At 71.3% G+C, this 18439-nt stretch carries 19 protein-coding genes and 1 tRNA gene; 16 read left to right on the forward strand and 4 right to left on the reverse strand.

Annotation, left to right across the window (positions count from 1 at the left end):
• Nucleotides 1-126: 126 nt before the first annotated feature.
• The 13 genes from P1K31_RS07365 to P1K31_RS07425 all read left to right on the forward strand — a co-directional run bounded on the left by P1K31_RS07365 (nucleotide 127) and on the right by P1K31_RS07425 (nucleotide 12266).
• Nucleotides 127-1182, forward strand: a complete 1056-nt coding sequence (locus P1K31_RS07365) for a monovalent cation/H+ antiporter subunit E (protein WP_276305638.1) — start codon at nucleotides 127-129, stop codon at nucleotides 1180-1182.
• Nucleotides 1179-1463, forward strand: coding sequence for a cation:proton antiporter (locus P1K31_RS07370; RefSeq protein WP_276305639.1), 285 nt, complete (start codon nucleotides 1179-1181; stop codon nucleotides 1461-1463). Before P1K31_RS07365 ends, P1K31_RS07370 begins: the two co-directional genes overlap by 4 nt.
• Nucleotides 1460-1783: a monovalent cation/H(+) antiporter subunit G gene (mnhG, locus tag P1K31_RS07375; RefSeq protein ID WP_276305640.1), complete on the forward strand. Its 324-nt coding sequence runs from the start codon at nucleotides 1460-1462 to the stop codon at nucleotides 1781-1783. The genes P1K31_RS07370 and mnhG overlap by 4 nt, the downstream gene beginning before the upstream one ends.
• Nucleotides 1780-2370 (forward strand): DUF4040 domain-containing protein, encoded by a 591-nt coding sequence (locus P1K31_RS07380; protein WP_276305641.1) that lies wholly within the window; start codon nucleotides 1780-1782, stop codon nucleotides 2368-2370. The genes mnhG and P1K31_RS07380 overlap by 4 nt, the downstream gene beginning before the upstream one ends.
• Nucleotides 2367-2888 (forward strand): MnhB domain-containing protein, encoded by a 522-nt coding sequence (locus P1K31_RS07385; protein ID WP_276305642.1) that lies wholly within the window; start codon nucleotides 2367-2369, stop codon nucleotides 2886-2888. Before P1K31_RS07380 ends, P1K31_RS07385 begins: the two co-directional genes overlap by 4 nt.
• The gene (locus tag P1K31_RS07390; RefSeq protein WP_276305643.1) at nucleotides 2885-3241 is read left to right on the forward strand and encodes a cation:proton antiporter subunit C; all 357 of its coding nucleotides are present in this window, start codon (nucleotides 2885-2887) and stop codon (nucleotides 3239-3241) included. The genes P1K31_RS07385 and P1K31_RS07390 overlap by 4 nt, the downstream gene beginning before the upstream one ends.
• Nucleotides 3234-4736, forward strand: a complete 1503-nt coding sequence (locus P1K31_RS07395) for a monovalent cation/H+ antiporter subunit D family protein (protein WP_276305644.1) — start codon at nucleotides 3234-3236, stop codon at nucleotides 4734-4736. Before P1K31_RS07390 ends, P1K31_RS07395 begins: the two co-directional genes overlap by 8 nt.
• Nucleotides 4733-6532 carry a cation:proton antiporter gene (locus P1K31_RS07400; RefSeq protein ID WP_276305645.1) on the forward strand — a complete coding sequence of 600 codons (1800 nt, stop codon included), beginning with the start codon at nucleotides 4733-4735 and terminating at the stop codon, nucleotides 6530-6532. The genes P1K31_RS07395 and P1K31_RS07400 overlap by 4 nt, the downstream gene beginning before the upstream one ends.
• Nucleotides 6532-8295, forward strand: a complete 1764-nt coding sequence (locus P1K31_RS07405) for a Na(+)/H(+) antiporter subunit D (protein ID WP_276305646.1) — start codon at nucleotides 6532-6534, stop codon at nucleotides 8293-8295. Before P1K31_RS07400 ends, P1K31_RS07405 begins: the two co-directional genes overlap by 1 nt.
• 67 nt (nucleotides 8296-8362) lie before the next feature.
• Nucleotides 8363-8851, forward strand: coding sequence for a hypothetical protein (locus tag P1K31_RS07410; RefSeq protein WP_276305647.1), 489 nt, complete (start codon nucleotides 8363-8365; stop codon nucleotides 8849-8851).
• Entirely contained in the window at nucleotides 8848-10761 is a 1914-nt protein-coding gene (locus tag P1K31_RS07415; RefSeq protein ID WP_276305648.1) for a hypothetical protein, read from the forward strand. The genes P1K31_RS07410 and P1K31_RS07415 overlap by 4 nt, the downstream gene beginning before the upstream one ends.
• 79 nt (nucleotides 10762-10840) lie before the next feature.
• Nucleotides 10841-11404 (forward strand): hypoxanthine/guanine phosphoribosyltransferase, encoded by a 564-nt coding sequence (gene hpt, locus P1K31_RS07420; RefSeq protein ID WP_276305649.1) that lies wholly within the window; start codon nucleotides 10841-10843, stop codon nucleotides 11402-11404.
• 163 nt (nucleotides 11405-11567) lie between these two features.
• Nucleotides 11568-12266, forward strand: coding sequence for a type 1 glutamine amidotransferase domain-containing protein (locus P1K31_RS07425; RefSeq protein WP_276305650.1), 699 nt, complete (start codon nucleotides 11568-11570; stop codon nucleotides 12264-12266).
• A 231-nt stretch (nucleotides 12267-12497) separates the two neighbouring features.
• On the opposite strand, the gene P1K31_RS07430 is transcribed toward P1K31_RS07425, so the two are convergent.
• The 3 genes from P1K31_RS07430 to P1K31_RS07440 all read right to left on the reverse strand — a co-directional run bounded on the left by P1K31_RS07430 (nucleotide 12498) and on the right by P1K31_RS07440 (nucleotide 13845).
• Nucleotides 12498-12572: transfer RNA gene (locus tag P1K31_RS07430), tRNA-Met, on the reverse strand.
• Nucleotides 12573-12625: 53 nt separating this feature from the next.
• Entirely contained in the window at nucleotides 12626-13087 is a 462-nt protein-coding gene (locus tag P1K31_RS07435) for a GtrA family protein (RefSeq protein WP_276305651.1), read from the reverse strand.
• Complete coding sequence (locus tag P1K31_RS07440; RefSeq protein ID WP_276305652.1) at nucleotides 13084-13845, reverse strand: glycosyltransferase family protein; 762 nt, start codon at nucleotides 13843-13845, stop codon at nucleotides 13084-13086. Before P1K31_RS07440 ends, P1K31_RS07435 begins: the two co-directional genes overlap by 4 nt.
• 85 nt (nucleotides 13846-13930) lie before the next feature.
• On the opposite strand from P1K31_RS07440, the gene P1K31_RS07445 reads away from it, so the two are divergent.
• The 3 genes from P1K31_RS07445 to P1K31_RS07455 all read left to right on the forward strand — a co-directional run bounded on the left by P1K31_RS07445 (nucleotide 13931) and on the right by P1K31_RS07455 (nucleotide 17172).
• Complete coding sequence (locus P1K31_RS07445; RefSeq protein ID WP_276305653.1) at nucleotides 13931-16309, forward strand: DUF2298 domain-containing protein; 2379 nt, start codon at nucleotides 13931-13933, stop codon at nucleotides 16307-16309.
• Between the two features lie 96 nt (nucleotides 16310-16405).
• On the forward strand, nucleotides 16406-16645 hold the full coding sequence (locus P1K31_RS07450; RefSeq protein ID WP_276305654.1) for an AbrB/MazE/SpoVT family DNA-binding domain-containing protein: 240 nt from the start codon (nucleotides 16406-16408) through the stop codon (nucleotides 16643-16645).
• A 77-nt stretch (nucleotides 16646-16722) separates the two neighbouring features.
• Nucleotides 16723-17172, forward strand: a complete 450-nt coding sequence (locus P1K31_RS07455; RefSeq protein ID WP_276305655.1) for a VOC family protein — start codon at nucleotides 16723-16725, stop codon at nucleotides 17170-17172.
• A 154-nt stretch (nucleotides 17173-17326) separates the two neighbouring features.
• On the opposite strand, the gene P1K31_RS07460 is transcribed toward P1K31_RS07455, so the two are convergent.
• Entirely contained in the window at nucleotides 17327-18379 is a 1053-nt protein-coding gene (locus tag P1K31_RS07460; protein WP_276305656.1) for a M42 family metallopeptidase, read from the reverse strand.
• Nucleotides 18380-18439 lie beyond the last annotated feature (60 nt).

Genomic DNA, 18439 nt, shown 5'->3' on the forward strand with positions numbered 1-18439 from the left:
GGTTCTGATATAAAAATAGTTTTGCGTCGACGGCTACTGGTTCCACACGATCAAACGCTATGACGCAGAGTCTGCGAGTTACCGGTCAGCCAGTGGCCGACGGTGACCGCCCGGCGCGGGGGGCGCATGACGGCTGAGGACCACACGAGAATGCTGGTCCCGGTCGGCGAGTCGCCGACGCTCCGTAACACGGTCGCGTACGCGGTCAGGGTCGCTCAGGACGACGCCACCGAGCGCGGCGTCTCCGCGACGGTTCACTTCGTCTATCCCGCCGTCTGGCGGGCCGTCGAGCCGACGCGGGCGGCGAAGTTCGAACGGGCGGAGGAGCTCCTCGAACGCGTCGAGGTCTGGGCGCGAGAGGACGTCGAACCCGACGAGGCGGACGTGACCGTCGAGACGGCGATCGTCGGCGGCGAGGAGTACCTCTTCAGCCCGGCGGACTTCGCTCGCGTGCTCTACCAGTACGCTCGTCGACAGGGGCTTGACCGGGTCGTGGTCGATCCAGAGTACCAGCCCGGCGGGAACGCCCCCATGCTGCGCCCGCTCGAGTTCGAACTGTCCGAACTCGGACTGAGCGTCGAGGAGGCACCCGTCGAGCGTGCGACCCGGCGGACGGCGCTGGTGGGCCGCGAGAGCGCCGCCCAGTACCTCCTCGTCTTCGGCGCGTCGTACCTCTTCTACCTGACCCTGGGCGGGTTCTCGCTCGAACCGTTCGAACTCGTCACGGGCGCGATCACGGCTGGCATCGTCGCCGCCGTGCTCTCGAAGATCGCCCTGAAGGGGCCGCCCCAGCTCGGACAGCTCCCGGGACAGCTCGCGCGGATGGCGCTGTACGTCCCCTACCTCCTCTGGGAGATCGCCAGGGCGAACGTGGCGATCGCGTACGTCGTCCTCCACCCGAAGCTGCCGATCGACCCGTCGCTCGAACGCTTCGAGGCGGCGGTCTGGGGCGACGTGCCGGCGACGACGCTCGCCAACAGCATCACCCTCACGCCGGGGACGCTGACGGTCGACGTGAGCGAGCGCGAGTTCTACGTCCACGCGCTCACGCGCGCCTCGCGCGAGGACCTGTTCGAGGGCGGTCTCGAGCGGGCCGTCCGGTTCGTCTTCTACGGCCGTCCCGGGGCCCGGATCCCGAGCCCGCGCGAACGACTGGCCGACGGGGAGGGCGAGGAGTCGTGAGCGCGTCGCCGCTCGTCGCCGGCGTCCTGCTCGGCGCGGCCAGCGCCTTCGCGCTGCTCGCGGTGGTCGTCCTCTACCGCGTGTTCCGGGGACCGACGATGCCGGACCGCGTCATCGCGGTGAACGTCGTCGGCTCGAACACCGTCGTCATCCTGGCGCTCGTCGCGGCCGCGTTCGACGAGCCGATGTTCCTCGACGTCGCGCTCGTCTACGCGCTGCTCAACTTCCTGATGAGCATCGCGATCTCCAAGTTCACGGTCGAGCGGGGTGGCGTCATATGACGCCGATCGACGTGCTCGTCGTGCTGCTCGCCGCGGTCGGGACGTTCTTCGGCGTCGTCGCCGCGGTCGGCCTGCTGCGGCTGCCGGACCTGTACACCCGCACGCACGCCGCCTCGAAGAGCGACACGCTCGGCGCGATGCTGACGCTCGCGGCCGTCACCATCGTCTTCGGCGGGGACGTCGCTAGCCTCAAGACGACGTTCCTGCTCGCGTTCATGTTCGTGACGAACCCGACGGCGGCCCACGCCATCGCCCGCGCGGCGTACGATCAGGGGATCGAACCGTGGACGGTCGGCGGCTCGGAGGGCGATACCGAATGATCTCGATCGCGCCGGAGGCGGGCGTCCTGCTCGCCCCGCTGCAGGCGAGCGCCCTGACGCCGCTCCAGGCCGGTATCCTCGCGTTCGTCCTCGGCTGCGCGCTCATCGCCGCCGTCCTCCGGGACGTGCTCGGGGTGATCATCGCCGCGGCGGCCTACAGCCTCGGCATCGCCGTGCTCTGGGTCATCATGCAGGCGCCCGACGTGGCGCTCACCGAGGCCGCCGTCGGCGCGGGGGTGACGACGCTCCTGTTCCTGTTGACGATCGCGAAGACGGTCCGGCCGCCCGACGAGCGGCGGCTCGAACTCCCCAGTCCCCGCACGGGCGTCGCCGTCCTCGCGTTCGTCGCCGTCCTCGCGCTGACCGTCCCGGCGATGCCCGCGGTCGGGAGCCCCGACTCGCCGGTCGTCAGCTCGTCGGTCACGGAGTACTACCTCGAGAACGCCTACGAACAGACGGAGGTGAAGAACGTCGTGACGGCCGTGCTCGCCGCCTACCGCGGGTTCGACACGCTCGGCGAGGCGGTCGTGGTGTTCGCCGCGGGCGTCGCCGTCCTGCTCGTGCTCCGGCGGGAGGAGTTCGTATGAGCGCCGACAGATCGGGGGGCGGCGCGGAACCCGAGGGCGTCGAGGAGTGGGAGCGCGAGCGCGGGCCGTACGTCGAGAGCACGATCATCATGACGACGGTCCGCGTCGTGACGCCGTTCATCCTGACGCTCGGGCTGTTCGTGATGTTCCACGGGGCCGACTCCGCCGGCGGCGGGTTCCAGGGCGGCGCGATCGCCGCGACCGTGCTCCTGATACTCGCGTTCGCGTTCGGCATCGAGCCGGTCCGCGACTGGCTGAACCCCGGACTCGTCCTCGCGCTGATGGTGGTGGGCGTCGCCAACTTCGTCCTGATCGGCGTCGGGTCGATCCTGCTGGGCGGGAACTTCCTCCAGTACGCCACCTACCCCGTCTACCACGCGAGCAAGTACGGCATCGAGCTCGTCGAGCTCGGCATCGGCGCGGTCGTCGCCGGCGTCATCACCGGCCTGTTCTTCCTCATCTCGGCCGGGTTCGAGTCGGCGGAACCGATAGAGGACACAGCGGAGGAGGAATCATGATCGATCTGCTACTCACGCGCTACAACTACGTCGCCGTCGTGTTACTGCTGGGTATCGGTGCGTACATGATCATCGAGAGTTCGAACCTCGTGAAGAAGATCGTCGGGATGAACGTCTTCCAGACGGGGATCTTCCTGTTCTTCATCACCTCGGCCTACCGCGTCGGCGGCGCGCCGCCGGTGCTCACCAACGAGGGACCGTACGTCAGCCCGCTACCGCACGTGCTCATCCTCACGGCGATCGTCGTCGGCGTGAGCCTCACGGCGGTCGCGCTGGCGCTCATCGTTCGGATCCACAGCGTGTACGGCACCCTCGACGAGGACGTGCTCAGGGAGGTGCGAGCGAATGAGTGATCTCCTGCCCCTCCTCGTCGCCGTCCCCATCCTCGGGAGCGTGCTCGCGCTCGCGCTCGGGTACGTCTCGGCGCGCACCGCGTGGCCGGTCGCGACCCTCGTCTGCGTCCTCCAGCTCGGCCTGGCCGGGACGGTCGCCGCGCGGGTGTTCGGCGAGGGACGGACCCTCTCCTACGCGGTCGGCGGGTTCCGGCCGCCGTTCGGGATCGAACTCGTGGTCGACGGCCTCTCGGCGGCGGTGGCGCTGCTCGTCGCCCTCGTCGCGCTCGGCGTGCTCGCGTACGCCCGCCGGGCGGGACCCCGGTCGCCGGCCTTCTCCGCGCAGTACCTGCTGCTCGTCGCCGGGCTCTCCGGGATGAGCGTCACCGGGGACATGTTCAACCTGTACGTGTTCCTCGAGATCACCGGCCTCGCGGCGTACGCGCTCGTGGCTACCGGCGACTCCGGCCGCGCCGCGGTCGGCGCGCTCAAGTACCTCATCATCGGGACGGTCGGCGCGTCGGTGTTCCTCCTCGGGATCGGCTACGCGTTCATCGCGACGGGAACGCTCAACATGGCGGACCTCGCGACGCAACTCGCGGCGGTGGGGTACGATTCGACGCTCGTCCGCGCCTCGTTCGCGCTGACCGTCACGGGGCTCGCGGTCAAGACCGCGCTGTACCCGCTCCACACCTGGCAGCCCGAGGCGTACGCGAGCGCGCCCGACAGCGTGAGCGCGCTCATCTCCGCGCTCGTCTCGACCGTCTCCGCGTACGCGATCGCGCGCGTGATCTTCGGCGTGTTCACGGTCGACTTCCTCGCGGCGGTTCCGGCCGCCCGGACCGCGCTACTGACGCTCGCCGGCGTCAGCATCGTCGCCGGGAGCGTCCTGGCCGTGCTGCAGACCGAGGTGAAGCGCACGCTCGCGTACTCGTCGGTCTCGCAGTTCGGACTGGTCGTCGCGGGCTTCGCGATCGCCAACGAGACGGCGGTCGTCGGCGGCGCGCTCCACCTCGTCGGCCACGCCGTGATGAAGGGCGGGCTGTTCCTCGCCGCCGGCGCGATCGCCGCGGCCGCGGGCGCGCGCACCGTCGACCAGTACGACGGCCTCGCCGCCCGAGCGCCGGTGCTCAGCCTCGCGTTCGCGACGCTGGCGTTCGCGATGGTCGGCGTCCCGCCCGCGGTCGGCTTCGTCGGCAAGTGGTACATCGCCCTCGGCGCGGTCGAGGCGGAGGCGTGGCCCATCGCCGTCGTGATCCTGCTCAGCACGCTGCTGACGCTCGCGTACTTCGCGCGGCTCGTGGAGCGGATGTTCTTCCGCGGGGCGTCGGCCGTCGAGCCGGCGCCCGGAACCGCGGCGGCGACCGACGGCGGTAGTCCCCGGGACGTCGGCGTCTCGGTCGGCATGGTCGCCGTCGTGCTCGCCGCGGCGGCGGTCGCGGTCGCGCTCGGCGCGCTCGGCGCGGAATTCGCACAGCTCATGCAACCGACCCTCGAAACTCTACTCCAGCAATGACGGACATCGCCTCCCTCCGACCGCTCGCAGCGGTGGCGGTACCGGCGCTCGCCATCCCCGCGATCTACGCGTCGCGCCGCCGACCGAACCTCCGCGAGGGGTGGACGATGCTCGCCGCCGGGCTCGCGTTCGCCCTCGTCGCGAGCATGATCCCCGCCGCGCTCGCCGGCGACGCGTACGTGACCGACCTCGGGGCGTTCGTCCCCGGCGTCGAGTTCGCGCTCCGCGCGGACGCCCTCGGCATGCTGTTCGGCCTGCTCGCGAGCCTGCTGTGGGTCATCACGAGCGCGTACAGCATCGGGTACATGCGCGGGCTGGACGAGCACGCCCAGACGCGCTACTTCGCCTCCTTTGCGGCGAGCGTGAGCGCGGCGATCGGCGTCGCCTTCGCCTCGAATATCCTCGTCCTGTTCGTCTTCTACGAGCTCCTGACGGTGGCGACGTACCCGCTCGTCACCCACGACGAGACCGCGGAGGCGCGGGCCGCGGGCCGGAAGTACCTCGCGTACACCTTCAGCGGCGGGGTCGCCGTCCTCGCCGGGACGGCGCTCGTCTACTGGCTGACGGGGACGGTGACGTTCACCCCCGGCGGTATCGAGGGGCTCGCGGCGGATCCGACGGTCGCCCGCGCCGCGTTTGCCCTCCTCGCGGGGGGCTTCGGCGTGAAGGCCGCGCTCATGCCCGTCCACTCGTGGCTCCCGGACGCGATGGTCGCGCCGACGCCCGTCTCCGGGCTGCTCCACGCGGTGGCCGTCGTCAAGAGCGGCGTCTTCGGCATCGCCCGGGTCGTCCTCGACGTGTACGGGCCGGCGACCGTGTCGGACCTCGGCGTCGGCCTGCCGCTGGCCGCGGTCGCCGCGTTCACGCTCGTGGCCGCGAGCGTCATCGCGCTCAGACAGGACAACCTGAAGCGCCGGCTCGCCTACTCGACGGTGAGCCAGCTGTCGTACATCGTCCTCGGGCTCGCCGTGCTGACGCCCAACGCGCTGATCGGCGGGCTGCTGCACATCCCCGCCCACGCGTTCATGAAGCTCACGCTGTTCTTCTGTGCGGGCGTCATCCACGTCGAGACCCACACGGACGACATCAGCGACATGGCGGGCATCGGCAAGCGAATGCCGCTCACGATGTCGGCGTTCGCGGTCGCCGCCGCCGGGATGGCCGGCATCCCGCTGGTCGCTGGCTTCGTCAGCAAGTTCTACATCCTCATCGGAACGATCGACGCCGGACAGCTCGTCCTCACGGCGGCGCTGCTGCTCTCGGGCGTGCTCAACATCGCCTACTTCTGGCCGATCGTCTACCAGGCGTTCTTCGAGGGGGAGGCGGCCGACCGCCACGACCGGAAGCCCCTGATAGAGCACGCCCTCGGCGGGCGCGCCGACGTCGCCGTCGACGGCGGCTACGACGGTCACGACCGGAACGCGCGCGACGTCGACGCCCCCGGCACCGAACCGCGCGCCGCCGAGTCGGCGCGGCCGGTCGCCGAGCGCGAGGGCGAGTACGCGGTCGATCGTAACCCGAGCGATCACGCGCGCCCCGACGAGTCGACTGCCGAGGACGGGGCGGCAGAGCGCGGCCGCGGGGAGGACCGCGACGGCCACGACGTCCACCACGGCCCGCCGGCGGACGGCTGGGAGCGACGCGGGTGGCTCGGCCAGGAGAGCACCTGGTTCATGCTCGGGCCGATCCTGCTCGCCGTGGCGGGGTCCGTCGTCCTCGGTCTCGTCCCCTACGCCGCCGTGTTCCTGCGGTTAGTCGAGCGGATCGTCGCCGCCGCGACGGGGGTGGTCGCCTGATGGCCGTCGATCCGCTCGCCGCCCTGCCCCCGTTCGCCTACGTGCTCGCGGCCGCGTTCCTGCTCCCGGTCGTCTCCCGACGGGTCGGCCACGCGCTGGGGCTCGTCGCGACGCTCGCGGTGGTCCCGATCTCGCTGCTCGCGCCGGCGGGGGCGCACCTCCCGGTGCGGCTGTTCGGGTTCCAGACGGTGCTGTTCAACGTCGATCAGTTCTCGCGGCTGATGGGCCTCATCTTCGGCTTCATCGGCGCGGCCGCGGTGCTCTACTCCTACGCGAGCCGGGCGGACAACGTCCAGACCGCCTACGCGCTGTCGTACGTCGCCACCAGCCTCGGCGCGGTGTTCGCCGGCGACTGGCTGACGCTCGTGTTCTTCTGGGAGCTGATGGCCGTGACGAGCACCGCCCTCGTCTGGTACTACGGCGGGAAGGCCGTCCGGGCGGGCTTTCGCTACGCGTTGCTGCATGGGATCGGCGGGAACCTCGTGCTCGCGGCGATCGTCTGGTACTACGTCGACGTGGGGTCGTTCCTGTTCAGCGCCGCGCCGGGAGGACTCGCGGCGGCCGGTGAAACCGTCGCCGTGCTCGCGGCGGTGGGCATCGGCGTCAACGTCGGCTTCGTCGGCCTGCACGCGTGGCTGCCGGACACGTACCCGCGCCCGCACGTCGCCGCCAGCGTCTTCCTCTGCGTCTACACGACGAAGACCGGCGTCTACGCCATGTACCGCGCGTTCCCGGAGGGACACCTCTGGCTCGCCTACATGGGCGGCGCGATGGCGGTCTTCGGCGCGAGCATGGCGCTGCTCCAGAACGACATGCGGCGGCTGCTCTCGTACCACATCCAGTCGCAAGTCGGTTACATGATCGCGGGGGTCGGCATCGGCACGGCACTGGCGACGGCCGGCGCGTTCGGCCACGTGTTCAACCACATCCTCTACAAGAGCCTGCTGTTCATGACGGTGGGCGTGATCATCTTCCGGACCGGCGAGGAGAACCTGAAGTACGTCGGCGGCCTCGCCCGCGAGATGCCGGTGACCGCGGTCGCGTTCGTCGTCGCCGCGCTCTCGATCGCCGGCTTCCCCGGCTTCAACGGCTTCGTGAGCAAGGGGATGATCATCGCCGCGGCGCACAAGGAGCACATCGACCCGCTCTGGTGGCTGCTGCTGATCGGGGGCGTCGGGACGTTCCTCTCGTTCATCAAGCTCGGCTACTACGCCTTCTTCCGGGGGAGCTACGACGGGCAGGTCGTCGACGCGAACCGCGGCCAGCAGGTCGCCATGGTCACCGTCGCCGTCCTGTGCGTCGTCTACGGCCTCTTCCCCGACGCGCTGTTCGCGATCCTGCCGGACGCGGCCGACCTCCACTACGTGACGTTCACGTTCGATCACGTCGCGGAGGGGCTGGTCCTCGCCGCCGCGGGCGTGATCGGCTTCGTCCTCCTGAAGCGGCCCCTCGGCAGGGTCGGCCGCGTCCCCGACGTGGACGCGGTGTACAACCCGGTCGTGTTCTACGGGACGCGCGCGCTCGTCCGCGGGGTCACCGACTCGTACGCCGCCGTCGATCGCGTCGTCGCGCGGCTCGCGACGATCGCGGCCTGGGCCGCGAGGAACCCGGCGACCGCCGCGCGGCGCGCGGGGCTCGAACCGAACTCGCCGACGACCGACGAACCGACCGGCCCGTCGAACCTGAGCGCCGGCATCGGCACGAGCGTCCTCGTGCTCGTCGTCGTCGTGACCCTCGGGGTGGCCGTACTGCTGCTCGCCTGACCCGCCGGCCCTCGACAGTCCCGTCCCGACACACATATTTTACCTCGCGTAATTCACGTAATAGAGAATGAACGTCGAAGCGACGGCGGTCCACGGAACGGTCGGGGTCGTCCTCCTCGCGCTGGTGCTCACGGGACCGTACGGCCCGATCGACGCGACGGCGTCGCCGTCCGACGGCTTCGGGTCGGGCGAGGGAACCGCGGACGTGCGCGACGTGCGGCTTCCGGAGGCGGCGACGCTAGAGCGCGGGCGCTACGGCGAGACCGCGTACGCGCTCTCGGTCCCCCCGGCGACCGCCACCGTGACGGGTGTCACCGGGCGACCGATCCTGGTCTACGAGGTACGAATCGCAGACCTGGGCTACAGTCGCGTGTCGCTCACGTCGCTCGACGCGGGGGTCGACGGGCGCGTCCGCCTGACGGTGGCGGCGGACGCCTTCGCGCCCGACCGGATCGACCGTCGCCGCTACGAGGCGACGGTGTCGGTGACGCTCAGGTCGGGCGAGGAGCGGACCGTCGTCGACCGCGCGACCGTCCCCGTCGAGGTGATCGGGTGAGCGTCGCGGGGCGAGTGGAGCGCCGCCTCGCCGACGCGTCGGGAGGATCGACCGCCGCCGCGCGCCTCGTCGGACGCGCGGTCTTCGGCGACCGCCTCGGCCTCGTCGTCTTCCTCGCGGCGACGCTCTTTTCCCTCTCCTGCTGGCGGATCGGCTTCTTCATCACCGACAACTACACCATCGCCAACACGCTCGTCGGCGTCTCGCGCGGGCACCTCTGGGTCCCGCCGGACGTGGTCTACGGCGACTCCCCCGACACGCCCGGGATGCACCTGGTGGACGGGCGGCTCTACGGGCGCAACTACGGCCACGTCCTCCTCGCCCTCCCCTTCCTCTGGACGATCGAGGCGGTCGCCGCGGTCGCCGACCCGCGCGTCGCCGTCGCCGCCTGCTACAGCCTCCTCCTGCTCGCCCTCGCCACGCAGGTCGGACGGCTCGTGGATCGTAGGCGCGCGTTCGCGCTCGGGGGGAGCGCCGTCGCGCTCTTCACCTTCGCCGCGAACCTCGCCGTCGCGAGGCCCCTCGATCCCGTCTGGTTCCCGATGGTGGCGCTGCAGACGAGTACGGTCGTCGCCGCCGGGGCGGTCGCGGTCCTCCTCTACCGCCTCGTCGCGCGCGCCCACGACCGGCGCGCGGGGCTGTTCGCGGGGCTGGCGGGCGTCCTCGCGACGCCGGTCGGGTTCTGGGCGTCGATCCCGAAGCGCCACGTCGTCGTGACCGCGCTGACCCTCGCCGCGCTCTACTCGCTGTACCGGAGCCGAGCGGGCGACCGGACGATCGAGCGACGGTTTCGCCCGCTCGCGTACGCCTGGGTCGCGCTCCTCGCGTGGGTGCACGCCCCGGAGGCGCTCGTCGTCCTCCTCGCGCTGCTCGCGGTCGATCTCCCCACCGCGCGCGCGAACGACCCGCGGACGCTCGCGACCGTCGCGGCGGCGTTCGGGGTCGCGCTCCTCCCGTTCCTGCTCACGAACGCGATGGTCGTCGGCACGCCGGTCGAACCGCCGCGCCTGTGGCCCGACTACGCCGGGGAGCCGCTGACGCAGACCGGCGGGAGCGGTGGGGGACCCCTCGAGGACGCGAACGCCGGAACGGGGGCGGGAACGACGACGGACGGCGGTCCCACCGGACGACCGGACCCGAACGCGGGCGGCGGCCTCCTCGGAAAGGTGAGTGTCCTGCTCGGTCTCCTCGCGGACGGCGCGGTCGCGCTCGTCGAGCGTCCGAGCCGCCTGCGGTACACGTTCCTCAGGAGCGGGGCGATCCCGGGCGTGGAGGAGCCCGGAATCCGCCAGGCCATCAACCTCACCGTCGTCGAGTCGGCCCCGCTGCTCGGGGCGCTCTGCGTCCTCCCGATCGCGCTCGGCCGTCGCCTCGCGTCGGACGGACCGTTCCTCTCGCGGCGCGACCCGACGGTCGCGGCAGACGCCTTCGCGGTCGCCGTCGCCGTCGGCCTGACGCTCGTCTACCTCCCGCGCCTGCCGCTCCACGCGCAGGTGACGGTCCGCTATCTCCTCCCGCTGTTCGCCCTCGGCGTCTACGGCGTCGCCCGGCAGGCGCCCGTTCGGCGCGTCCTCGTCGCGCGCGGACGACTCGTCGCGTGGACGGCGAGCGCCGGGGTGCTCCTCGGCGGACAGGCCGTCTTCGCGTGGCTCGCGCTCACCGACGCGCCGCTGGGCGAGGCGATGCAGTTTCACGCGTGGCTCGGCCTCGCGACGGCGGGCGGCCTCGCCGCGTGGCTCCTCCTCGACAGCGCCGGTCGGCCCCTGCCGCGCGTCGGCGCGGTCTGCCTCGGCCTCGCGCTGGCCGCGGGCGCGAACCTCGCCCTGCTCGCGTCGTTCGCTCACTTCGCGGACGTGGGCGTCCACGCCCTCCCGCTCGCCCGGGCGCTCGCCGACGCGCTCGCGTCGTGACGCCGCGACCGGCGTGCGACGGAGAGGCAGGTCGGTCGCGTACCATCGCCATTTTTACCGTCCCCTGAATAGGAGCGACATGGACAAGCTCGCCCGGTCACTGCGCGAGGCACCGATCATCGAGAAGGGGGATTACCACTACTTCGTCCATCCCATCAGCGACGGCGTCCCGATGCTCGAACCGTCGCTCCTCCGCGAGATCGTCATCAAGATCATCCGGAAGGCGAACCTGGAGGAGGTCGACAAGATCGTCACGCCCGCCGCGATGGGTATCCACATTTCGACCGCCGTCTCGCTCATGACCGACATCCCCCTCGTCGTCATCCGCAAGCGACAGTACGGCCTCGAGGGCGAGGTCTCGCTCGCGCAGGTGACGGGCTACTCCGAGAGCGAGATGTACATGAACGACGTCGCCGAGGGCGACCGCGTGCTCGTGCTCGACGACGTGCTCTCGACCGGCGGGACGCTCCGCGGGATCACGCAGGCGCTCGAGGAGGTCGGTGCGGACGTGGCCGACATCGTCGCCGTCATCAAGAAGGTGGGCGGCGACAACGCGATGGCCGACTACGACGTGAAGACGCTGATCAACGTGGACGTCGTCGACGGTCGGGTGGTCATCGTCGACGAGCACGGCGACGGGTGAGCGACGGGAGCCGACGGAGGACCGACGAAGGGCCGACGGAAAACCGTCGGGAATAGACGGGGAACCGATGGGGGATCGACGGAGGCGATAACGGGAGCGAAAGCGGTGATCGCCGCGGGTGAGCCCACACTTTTCAGTCCCGCGCGCGTAGCGGCGAGGTACGATGGTATCCGCGCTGTTCGTCGTGAGCGAGGAGGGGTACTGGGGCGAGGAGTGCGTCGAGCCGCTGACGACGCTCGACGAGGCGGGCGTCGATATCACGGTCGCGACGCCGACGGGCGGCCCGCCGGTCGTCGACGAACGCTCGGTTGATCCCGAGACCGTCGGCGAGGAGGCCGCGGAACGGATCAGGGAGATCCACGAGACCGACGAGCGACTGAACGATCCCGAGCGGCTCGCCGCCGTCGACGCGGCGGACTTCGACGCCGTCGTCTTCCCCGGCGGCCACGGCACCGAGTGGGACGTGAACCAGGACCGCCACGCGCGGGCGCTCCTGCGCGACGCCGTGGAGAACGACGGGAGCGTCGCGCTCGTCGTCTGCCACGCCGTCGGCCTCCTCGCGTTCACCCGGGCGAGTGACGGCTCGTTCCTCGTCGAGGGGCGCGACGTGACCGGCTTCCCGAACGACTGGGAGGAGGGCATCGTCGACGAGAACGACCTGATGCCCGACGGACGAAAGCTCCCCTACTGGGTCGAAGACGAGGTGATCGCCGCCGGCGGCAACTGGGACGCCGAACTCGACGAGGACGTGAGCGTCACCGTCGACGGCGACCTCATCACCGCCCGCGGCCCCGAGTCCTCGGCCGCCGCCGCGAACGAACTCCAACAGGCGCTCGTGCGGGACGCCGACGCGCAGCCGTAGGCAGTCGCGCGGTCGAAACGCCGGGAGCGACCGGAAACGAGAGGCGGATTTTCCACGTTGGATTACGAGTCGACGCTCGAAGCGTGATCCACGGAAACGATAGCGGGAGGTAGATTTGAACCACGGTCGCTCACTCCGTTCGCTCCCTGATTCAAATTTACTCGGCGCTACGCCGTGGCGCACGGCTCACGGCTCGCTTCGCTCCTCGTTCGATGTGTGCGCCACAGAAGGTAGCGGGAGGTAGATTTGAACTACCGATCTCCGGGTTATGAGCCCGGCGGAATCTCCTGGCTATCCCATCCCGCTACATCTCCGTACCGCACTCGGGTAAGTAAGGGTTGTGATTCGACCGCCGTCTGTCACTCGGGCGCATCGGCCACCCGCCAGGTCACCGCGCTCTCGAGGACGTAGTTGACCGCGAGCCCCGCGAGGATCCCCGCGCCGTTGGCGACGAGGAACCAGAGATCGGCCCCGAACAGCACCACCTCGACGGGGGCGGCGCGGAGCGCGACCGAGAACACGCCCGTGGCGACCAGCGCGCCGCCGAGGCGGACGAGGTTCGAGGTGACCAGCCGCCGGAGGACGGACCGGTACCCGGGCGCGCCCTCCCCGGCGAACGTCCAGCGCTCGTTGAGGACGAACATGACGAGGATTGCCGCCTCCGCGCTCGCCAGCTTCGCGGGCACCGGTCGAAGCTCGAGTGCGCCGTAGAGCAGCGCGAGGACGGCGGTGTCGACGGCCGCGCCGAGCGCCCCGACCGAGACGAACCGGCCGAACCGGACGGCGGACGCCAGCGCGCGGAGGCGGGCGGCGAGGGTCACCGGACGCGGTCCGCCGGCGCGGGGAGTTCGCGGGCGGGGCGTCGACCGGCGCGCGCCGCCCGCACCCGTCTCGCGCGCCAGCGGGCGGACAGCAGCCCGCGGGCCATCGACGCTGAGCCGCGGACCGGCGCGACCGTCGAACCGGGCCGGTCCCGCCAGCGGATGGGCACCTCCTCGACGCGGTGTCCGAGCGCGTCGGCGACGGCGATCACCTCGACGTCCCACGCGAAGCCGGGGGCGGCGACGTGGGGTTCGATCGCCCGCCACGCCTCGGCGGTGAGCGCCTTCGTTCCGCACTGGTAGTCGAACAGGGAGGCGTCGAGGCACCGACGGGCGAGCCACGCGAAGCCGTCGCCGAGGCGTCGCCTGACGCGCGTCTGGTGCCCATCGACGACGGCGTCGGGGTGGCGGCGCGACCCGACTGCGAGGTCCGCGCGGCCGACCGCGCCGAGGACGGCGTCGACCGACCCGACCGGCGTGCTGGCGTCGCCGTCGGCGAACGCGAGGACCTCGATCCCGTCGTCCCCGGCGAGCGCCTGGAACCCGGCGGCGACGGCCGCGCCCTTCCCGCGGCGCGACGGTGCCGCGTTCACCGTCGCGGGGAGGTCGGCGAGTCGGTCGAGCGCGACCGGTTCGGGAGCGTCGATCTCGACCCGAACGGCCGCGGGCGACAGCCGCTCGTCGAGGGTGCGAACGTAGTCGGCCAGTCGACCGATGTCGGGCCGGTACGCCGGGACGACGAGACCCACCGATGACATTGTCAGAACCAATACCGTCCGGGGTTAAACCGTTCCCCCTCTCGTCGGACGGAAGACGTATGCGGGGGCCGGCCGGTGACCCGGTATGGAGTGGGGGCTCGTCGCCCGGTGGCTCGTCGTCTCCCTCGCGCTGTTCTGCCTCTCCCTCCCGGTCGCCGCCGCGGTCGCCCCGCGCCTGCCCGACCGCGGCGCGGGGATCGCCCTCCCGCTCTCGCTGCTCGTCGTCGGGAGCGTCGCCTACTGGGTCGGCCACCTCGCGTTCGGCCCGATCGCGCTGGGCGCGGGACTGCTCGCCCTCGTCGGGGCGTCGGCGCTCACCTACCGGCGGGGGGCGCGACCCGACGGGCGGCGGGCGGTCGAGACGGCGCTCGTGTTCGCGCTCGCCTTCCTGTCTCTCGTCGCCGTCCGTGCCGTCGACCCCGCCGTCCACGCCACGATGGGCGAGAAGTTCCTCGACTTCTCGCTCCTGCGCGCGCTCCTCCGGACGGAGGTCCTGCCCCCGCGTGACCCGTGGTTCGCGGGCGAACCCGTCCGGTACTACTACGGCGGGCACCTCCTCGCCGCGGTGCTCGCGCGACTGACCGGCACCGAGGCCCGCTTCGCCTACAACCTCGCGCTCGCCGGCTTCTACGCGACCCTCGTCACCGCGGCCTACGGCCTCGCGGGCGCACTCGGCGACGCGTCGGGGAGTTCCCGACGGACGGCGGGCGCGCTCGGCGCGTTCTTCGTCGGGTTCGCGAGCAACCTCTACACGCCGCTTCGCGTCCTCGGCGCGCTCGTCCCCGCCCCCGTCGCGGAGGTCGGCGCGCCCCTCGTCGGCGTCCGGGGGGTCGACGCCGCGGGCTACCGTCCCGTCGCCGACTTCACGTACTGGGGGGCGAGCCGGGTCGTCCCGGGGACGATCAACGAGTTCCCCCTGTTCGCGTGGCTCAACGGCGACCTCCACGCCCACATGACGAGCGCGCCGTTCCTCCTGCTCGCGGCGACGCTGTGCTACGCCTACGTCCGGACGCCCGCGGCGGAACGCGCCCGACGGTTCGCGCTGCTCGCGCTGCTCGCGCTCGACGCCGGGTTCGTCGCGGTCGTCGACACGTGGACGTTCCCGACCGTGCTCGGGCTAACGTGGCTCGCGCTCGCGTTCGCCCCCGCATCGCCCGCGACGCTCCTCCTGCTCGGCGGGAAACGTCGTCTCGACCGGCGCGTCTCGGCGGGTGACTCGCAGTTCGCGCGACTCGGCCGCGAACTCCGGCGCGACGCGTCGGCGCTCGCCGTCGTCGCCGCGCTCGCGCTCCTCGCGCTGCTGGTCTCGCTCCCCTTCTGGACGACGAGCGCGAGCGCCCGGTCGGTCGCCCTCGTCCCCCGCGGGGATCGAAGCCCGATGTACGCCCTGCTGGTCGTCCACGGGGGATTCCTGGCGGCGTTCGTCCCCTTCCTCGCGCGCCGGACGAGGGCGGTCGCGGGGGACGCGCGGACGCGTCGACTCGCGTGGGGGGCCGTCGCGGGCGGCGTCGCGCTGTGGCTGCTCGGGTTCGCCGCGCTCGGCCTCCTCCTCCCCGTCGCGCTCGGCGCGTGGTGGCTCCTGCGCGCGGACCTCGACGACGGGACGGCCTTCGCGACGCTCCTGATCCTCGCCGCGGCGGGCCTCGTGATGCTCGCGGACCTCGTCTACGTCCGGGAGCGGGCGGGCCCCGGCCGGATGAACACCGTCTTCAAGACCTACGCGCAGGTGTGGGTGCTCTGGTCGCCCGCGGCCGGGGCCGCGCTCGCCGACCTCGCACGGCGATCCCGACCCGCCCCGACCGCGGCGTCGTTCCGGCGCGCCTCACGCGGTTCGCTCCCCGGGGGGATCGGAACGGGGGAGACGGGGATCGACGCTGGGCGCGTCCTCGTCGCCGCGCTCGTCCTCTCGACGTCCGTCTACGGGGCGCTCGCGCTGGCCGATCACTTCACCGCCCAACCGGGTCGCTACGACGCCGAGGCAGCCGAGGTGTACCCCCGCACCGACGATCCGACGCTCGACGCGCTCGCGTTCGTCGAGACGTACCACCCCGACGAGTACGCGGCGATCCGCTGGCTCGACGCGCGCGAGGGGCGGCCCGTCGTCGCCGCCGCGCCCGGACTCGACAGCTACGGGTGGACGAACGCGGAGACGACGCTCACCGGCCTCCAGACCGTCGCCGGGTGGCGACACGAGGTGGGCTACCGCGGCCCGGAGGCCTACTACGCCCGCGTCGAGGACGCGGACCGGATCTTCACGGGCACCCCCCGACAGCGCGCCCGACTGCTCGATCGCTACGCCGTGCGCTACGTCTACGTCGGCCCGAACGAGCGCGAGCGCTACGGGACGGTGTCGTTCGAGGACGTACCCGGCGTGCACGTCGAGCGGCGGTTCGGGGACGTGACGATCTACGAGGTGGAGCGGTCGGCGGGCGACGATCCACCTTCCGATGCGGAAGAGCGATGAAGAGCGAGGAACAGGTCGTGAAACAGGATCCCGCTGGGTGGGCACACGACAATTACCCGGGGAATCGTTATCCGTCCGGGGGGTGTACTCGCGCACATGGCGACCGAGGACGACGAGACGACGGTGAACGGGAGTTACGCGGTCACGATCCCGGCGTCGGTGCGGAAGGACCTCGACCTCGAACCGGGCGATCGCCTACGGTGGGATGTCGACGAAGAGGGTCGTCTCGTCGCTGAAATCGTGCGAGAACGCTACGGCGTCGCCGCCGACCTCGAACCGATCGATATGGGCGAGACGGACGCCGTCGAGATCACCGAGGGCTACGACTGGTCCTGAATTCAGCGCTGACGAATCTGGACGGTTCCGCCCCTCGTCACTCAATCTTTATTGCACCTCGTCGAGTATCGCTCGCGATGGGAATTCGAGGGCTCCACCACCTCGTGCTCCTCGTCGACGACGTTCCCGACGGGGAAGCGTTCTATCGGGAGTTGTTCGACATGGAGGTGCTGTTTCGAGAGGGAGTGCTCGACGGCACCGTGGGCACGGTACCGGACGGCGTCGGGTGGGACGAAGCGATATCGAAGGGAGCCACGCCGACGATGTCCTTTCTCGGTCGGGACGAGTTCTTCCTCGCCGTCGCGCAGGCAGATGGTGAACCCTCCGCCGGCAGAGTCGATCACGTGGCGTTGGCGGTCGACGAACCGGCGTTCGAGGCGATCACGGACCGCGCCGAATCGGTCGGGTGCGAGGTCGAGCAGAACGCGGCCCACCACCGAATCCTCCGGGACGCGTTCGGTATGGAGTGGGAGTTGAACGCGAATCCCCCACCGCCAAGCCGGGCGTTCGAACCGCTCGACATTTGAGTAGGGAAGGAACCCCACGGACGCACGCCCCCGTTGTACCCGCGAGCGAACGCGGCGAGCGAGACGGCCGAGCGTCCGCGGCCGTTTCGGTCCAGATTTTTCGAGGAGTGGTGCGCGACCGAAGGGAGCGCACCCGACGAAGAAAAAGGTGGTTTCAGAGCGTGTAGTCGTTCTCGCCCGTCTCGGTCTCGAGAAACGCCGTGGCGAGGTCGATAGCCGCGCCGACGTCCTCGCGGTGGGCGCTCTCGGTGACGGTGTGGAGGTAGCGCGTGGGGATCGAGATCGCGCCGACCGGCTTCGCGCCGTATGAGTTCTGGAAACTCCCCGTGTCCGTGCCGCCGCGGGGCAGGACCTCCGTCTGGACGGGGATCCTGCGCTCCTCCGCTACCGCGCGGAGGCGGCGGTTCACCTTCGGGTTCGTGATGACCGACGAGTCCTTGAGCTTGATCGCCGCGCCCTCCCCGAGGCGGGTGACGTGTTCTCCCTTCTCCACGCCGGGGAGGTCGCTCGCGACGGTCACGTCCATCGCGATCGCGAGGTCGGGATCGAGGTCGACGCCGAGGGCCGCAGCGCCGCGCAGGCCGACCTCCTCCTGGACGGTGGCGGCGAAGTGGATCGTCACGGTCGGGTCCTCGATGCGGCGGGCGGCCTCGAGCGCGGCGAACAGGCAGACCCGGTCGTCGAGGGACTTGCCGGTGACGAGGTCGCCGACGACGGTCGTCGTCTGGTCCATCGAGACGAGATCGCCGACCGCGACGCGCTCCCTCACGGCGTCACCGTCCATGCCCAGGTCCACGTAGACGTCCTCGACCTCGAACTCGTCGTCGTCGCCGTCCGACTGGGTGTGCGGCGGGGGCGAGCCGATGATGCCCGTCAGGTCGCCGTCCTCGGTGTGGACGGTGACGCGCTGGGCGCGGAGGACGTCGGCGTCCCACCCGCCGAGCGCGTCGAGCTGGAGGAAGCCGTCGTCGGTGACGTGCCGGACCATGAAGCCGATCTCGTCCATGTGCGCGCCGACGACGACGGCGTAGTCGCGCTCGCCGCGTATCGTCCCGACGACGTTGCCCATCGCGTCGGAGCGGACCTCATCCGTCGCCGCCTCGAGTTCGCGGCGGACGATCTCGCGGACGCGGTCCTCGTAGCCGGGGACGCCCCGCGTCTCCGTCAGTTCCTTCAAGAGGTCGTAGTCGAAGTCGAAGTCGGCCATACCCGCGGGTCGGTGCGGGCGCGCTAAAGACGTGGCGACTCGCGAGCGGCCCGCACGCCC

This window comes from Halomarina halobia, from assembly GCF_029338575.1.
GTDB lineage: Archaea > Halobacteriota > Halobacteria > Halobacteriales > Haloarculaceae > Halomarina > Halomarina halobia.

Excerpts from the sequence above, each read along its gene's own strand:
- P1K31_RS07410 (WP_276305647.1), top strand. The coding sequence starts at position 8,363 with ATGAACGTCGAAGCGACGGCGGTCCACGGAACGGTCGGGGTCGTCCTC.
- P1K31_RS07390 (WP_276305643.1), top strand. The coding sequence starts at position 2,885 with ATGATCGATCTGCTACTCACGCGCTACAACTACGTCGCCGTCGTGTTA.
- P1K31_RS07395 (WP_276305644.1), top strand. The coding sequence starts at position 3,234 with ATGAGTGATCTCCTGCCCCTCCTCGTCGCCGTCCCCATCCTCGGGAGC.
- P1K31_RS07455 (WP_276305655.1), top strand. The coding sequence starts at position 16,723 with ATGGGAATTCGAGGGCTCCACCACCTCGTGCTCCTCGTCGACGACGTT.
- P1K31_RS07405 (WP_276305646.1), top strand. The coding sequence starts at position 6,532 with ATGGCCGTCGATCCGCTCGCCGCCCTGCCCCCGTTCGCCTACGTGCTC.
- P1K31_RS07425 (WP_276305650.1), top strand. The coding sequence starts at position 11,568 with ATGGTATCCGCGCTGTTCGTCGTGAGCGAGGAGGGGTACTGGGGCGAG.
- P1K31_RS07385 (WP_276305642.1), top strand. The coding sequence starts at position 2,367 with ATGAGCGCCGACAGATCGGGGGGCGGCGCGGAACCCGAGGGCGTCGAG.
- P1K31_RS07365 (WP_276305638.1), top strand. The coding sequence starts at position 127 with ATGACGGCTGAGGACCACACGAGAATGCTGGTCCCGGTCGGCGAGTCG.
- P1K31_RS07450 (WP_276305654.1), top strand. The coding sequence starts at position 16,406 with ATGGCGACCGAGGACGACGAGACGACGGTGAACGGGAGTTACGCGGTC.
- hpt (WP_276305649.1), top strand. The coding sequence starts at position 10,841 with ATGGACAAGCTCGCCCGGTCACTGCGCGAGGCACCGATCATCGAGAAG.
- P1K31_RS07400 (WP_276305645.1), top strand. The coding sequence starts at position 4,733 with ATGACGGACATCGCCTCCCTCCGACCGCTCGCAGCGGTGGCGGTACCG.
- P1K31_RS07460 (WP_276305656.1), bottom strand. The coding sequence starts at position 18,379 with ATGGCCGACTTCGACTTCGACTACGACCTCTTGAAGGAACTGACGGAG.
- P1K31_RS07380 (WP_276305641.1), top strand. The coding sequence starts at position 1,780 with ATGATCTCGATCGCGCCGGAGGCGGGCGTCCTGCTCGCCCCGCTGCAG.
- P1K31_RS07445 (WP_276305653.1), top strand. The coding sequence starts at position 13,931 with ATGGAGTGGGGGCTCGTCGCCCGGTGGCTCGTCGTCTCCCTCGCGCTG.
- P1K31_RS07440 (WP_276305652.1), bottom strand. The coding sequence starts at position 13,845 with ATGTCATCGGTGGGTCTCGTCGTCCCGGCGTACCGGCCCGACATCGGT.
- mnhG (WP_276305640.1), top strand. The coding sequence starts at position 1,460 with ATGACGCCGATCGACGTGCTCGTCGTGCTGCTCGCCGCGGTCGGGACG.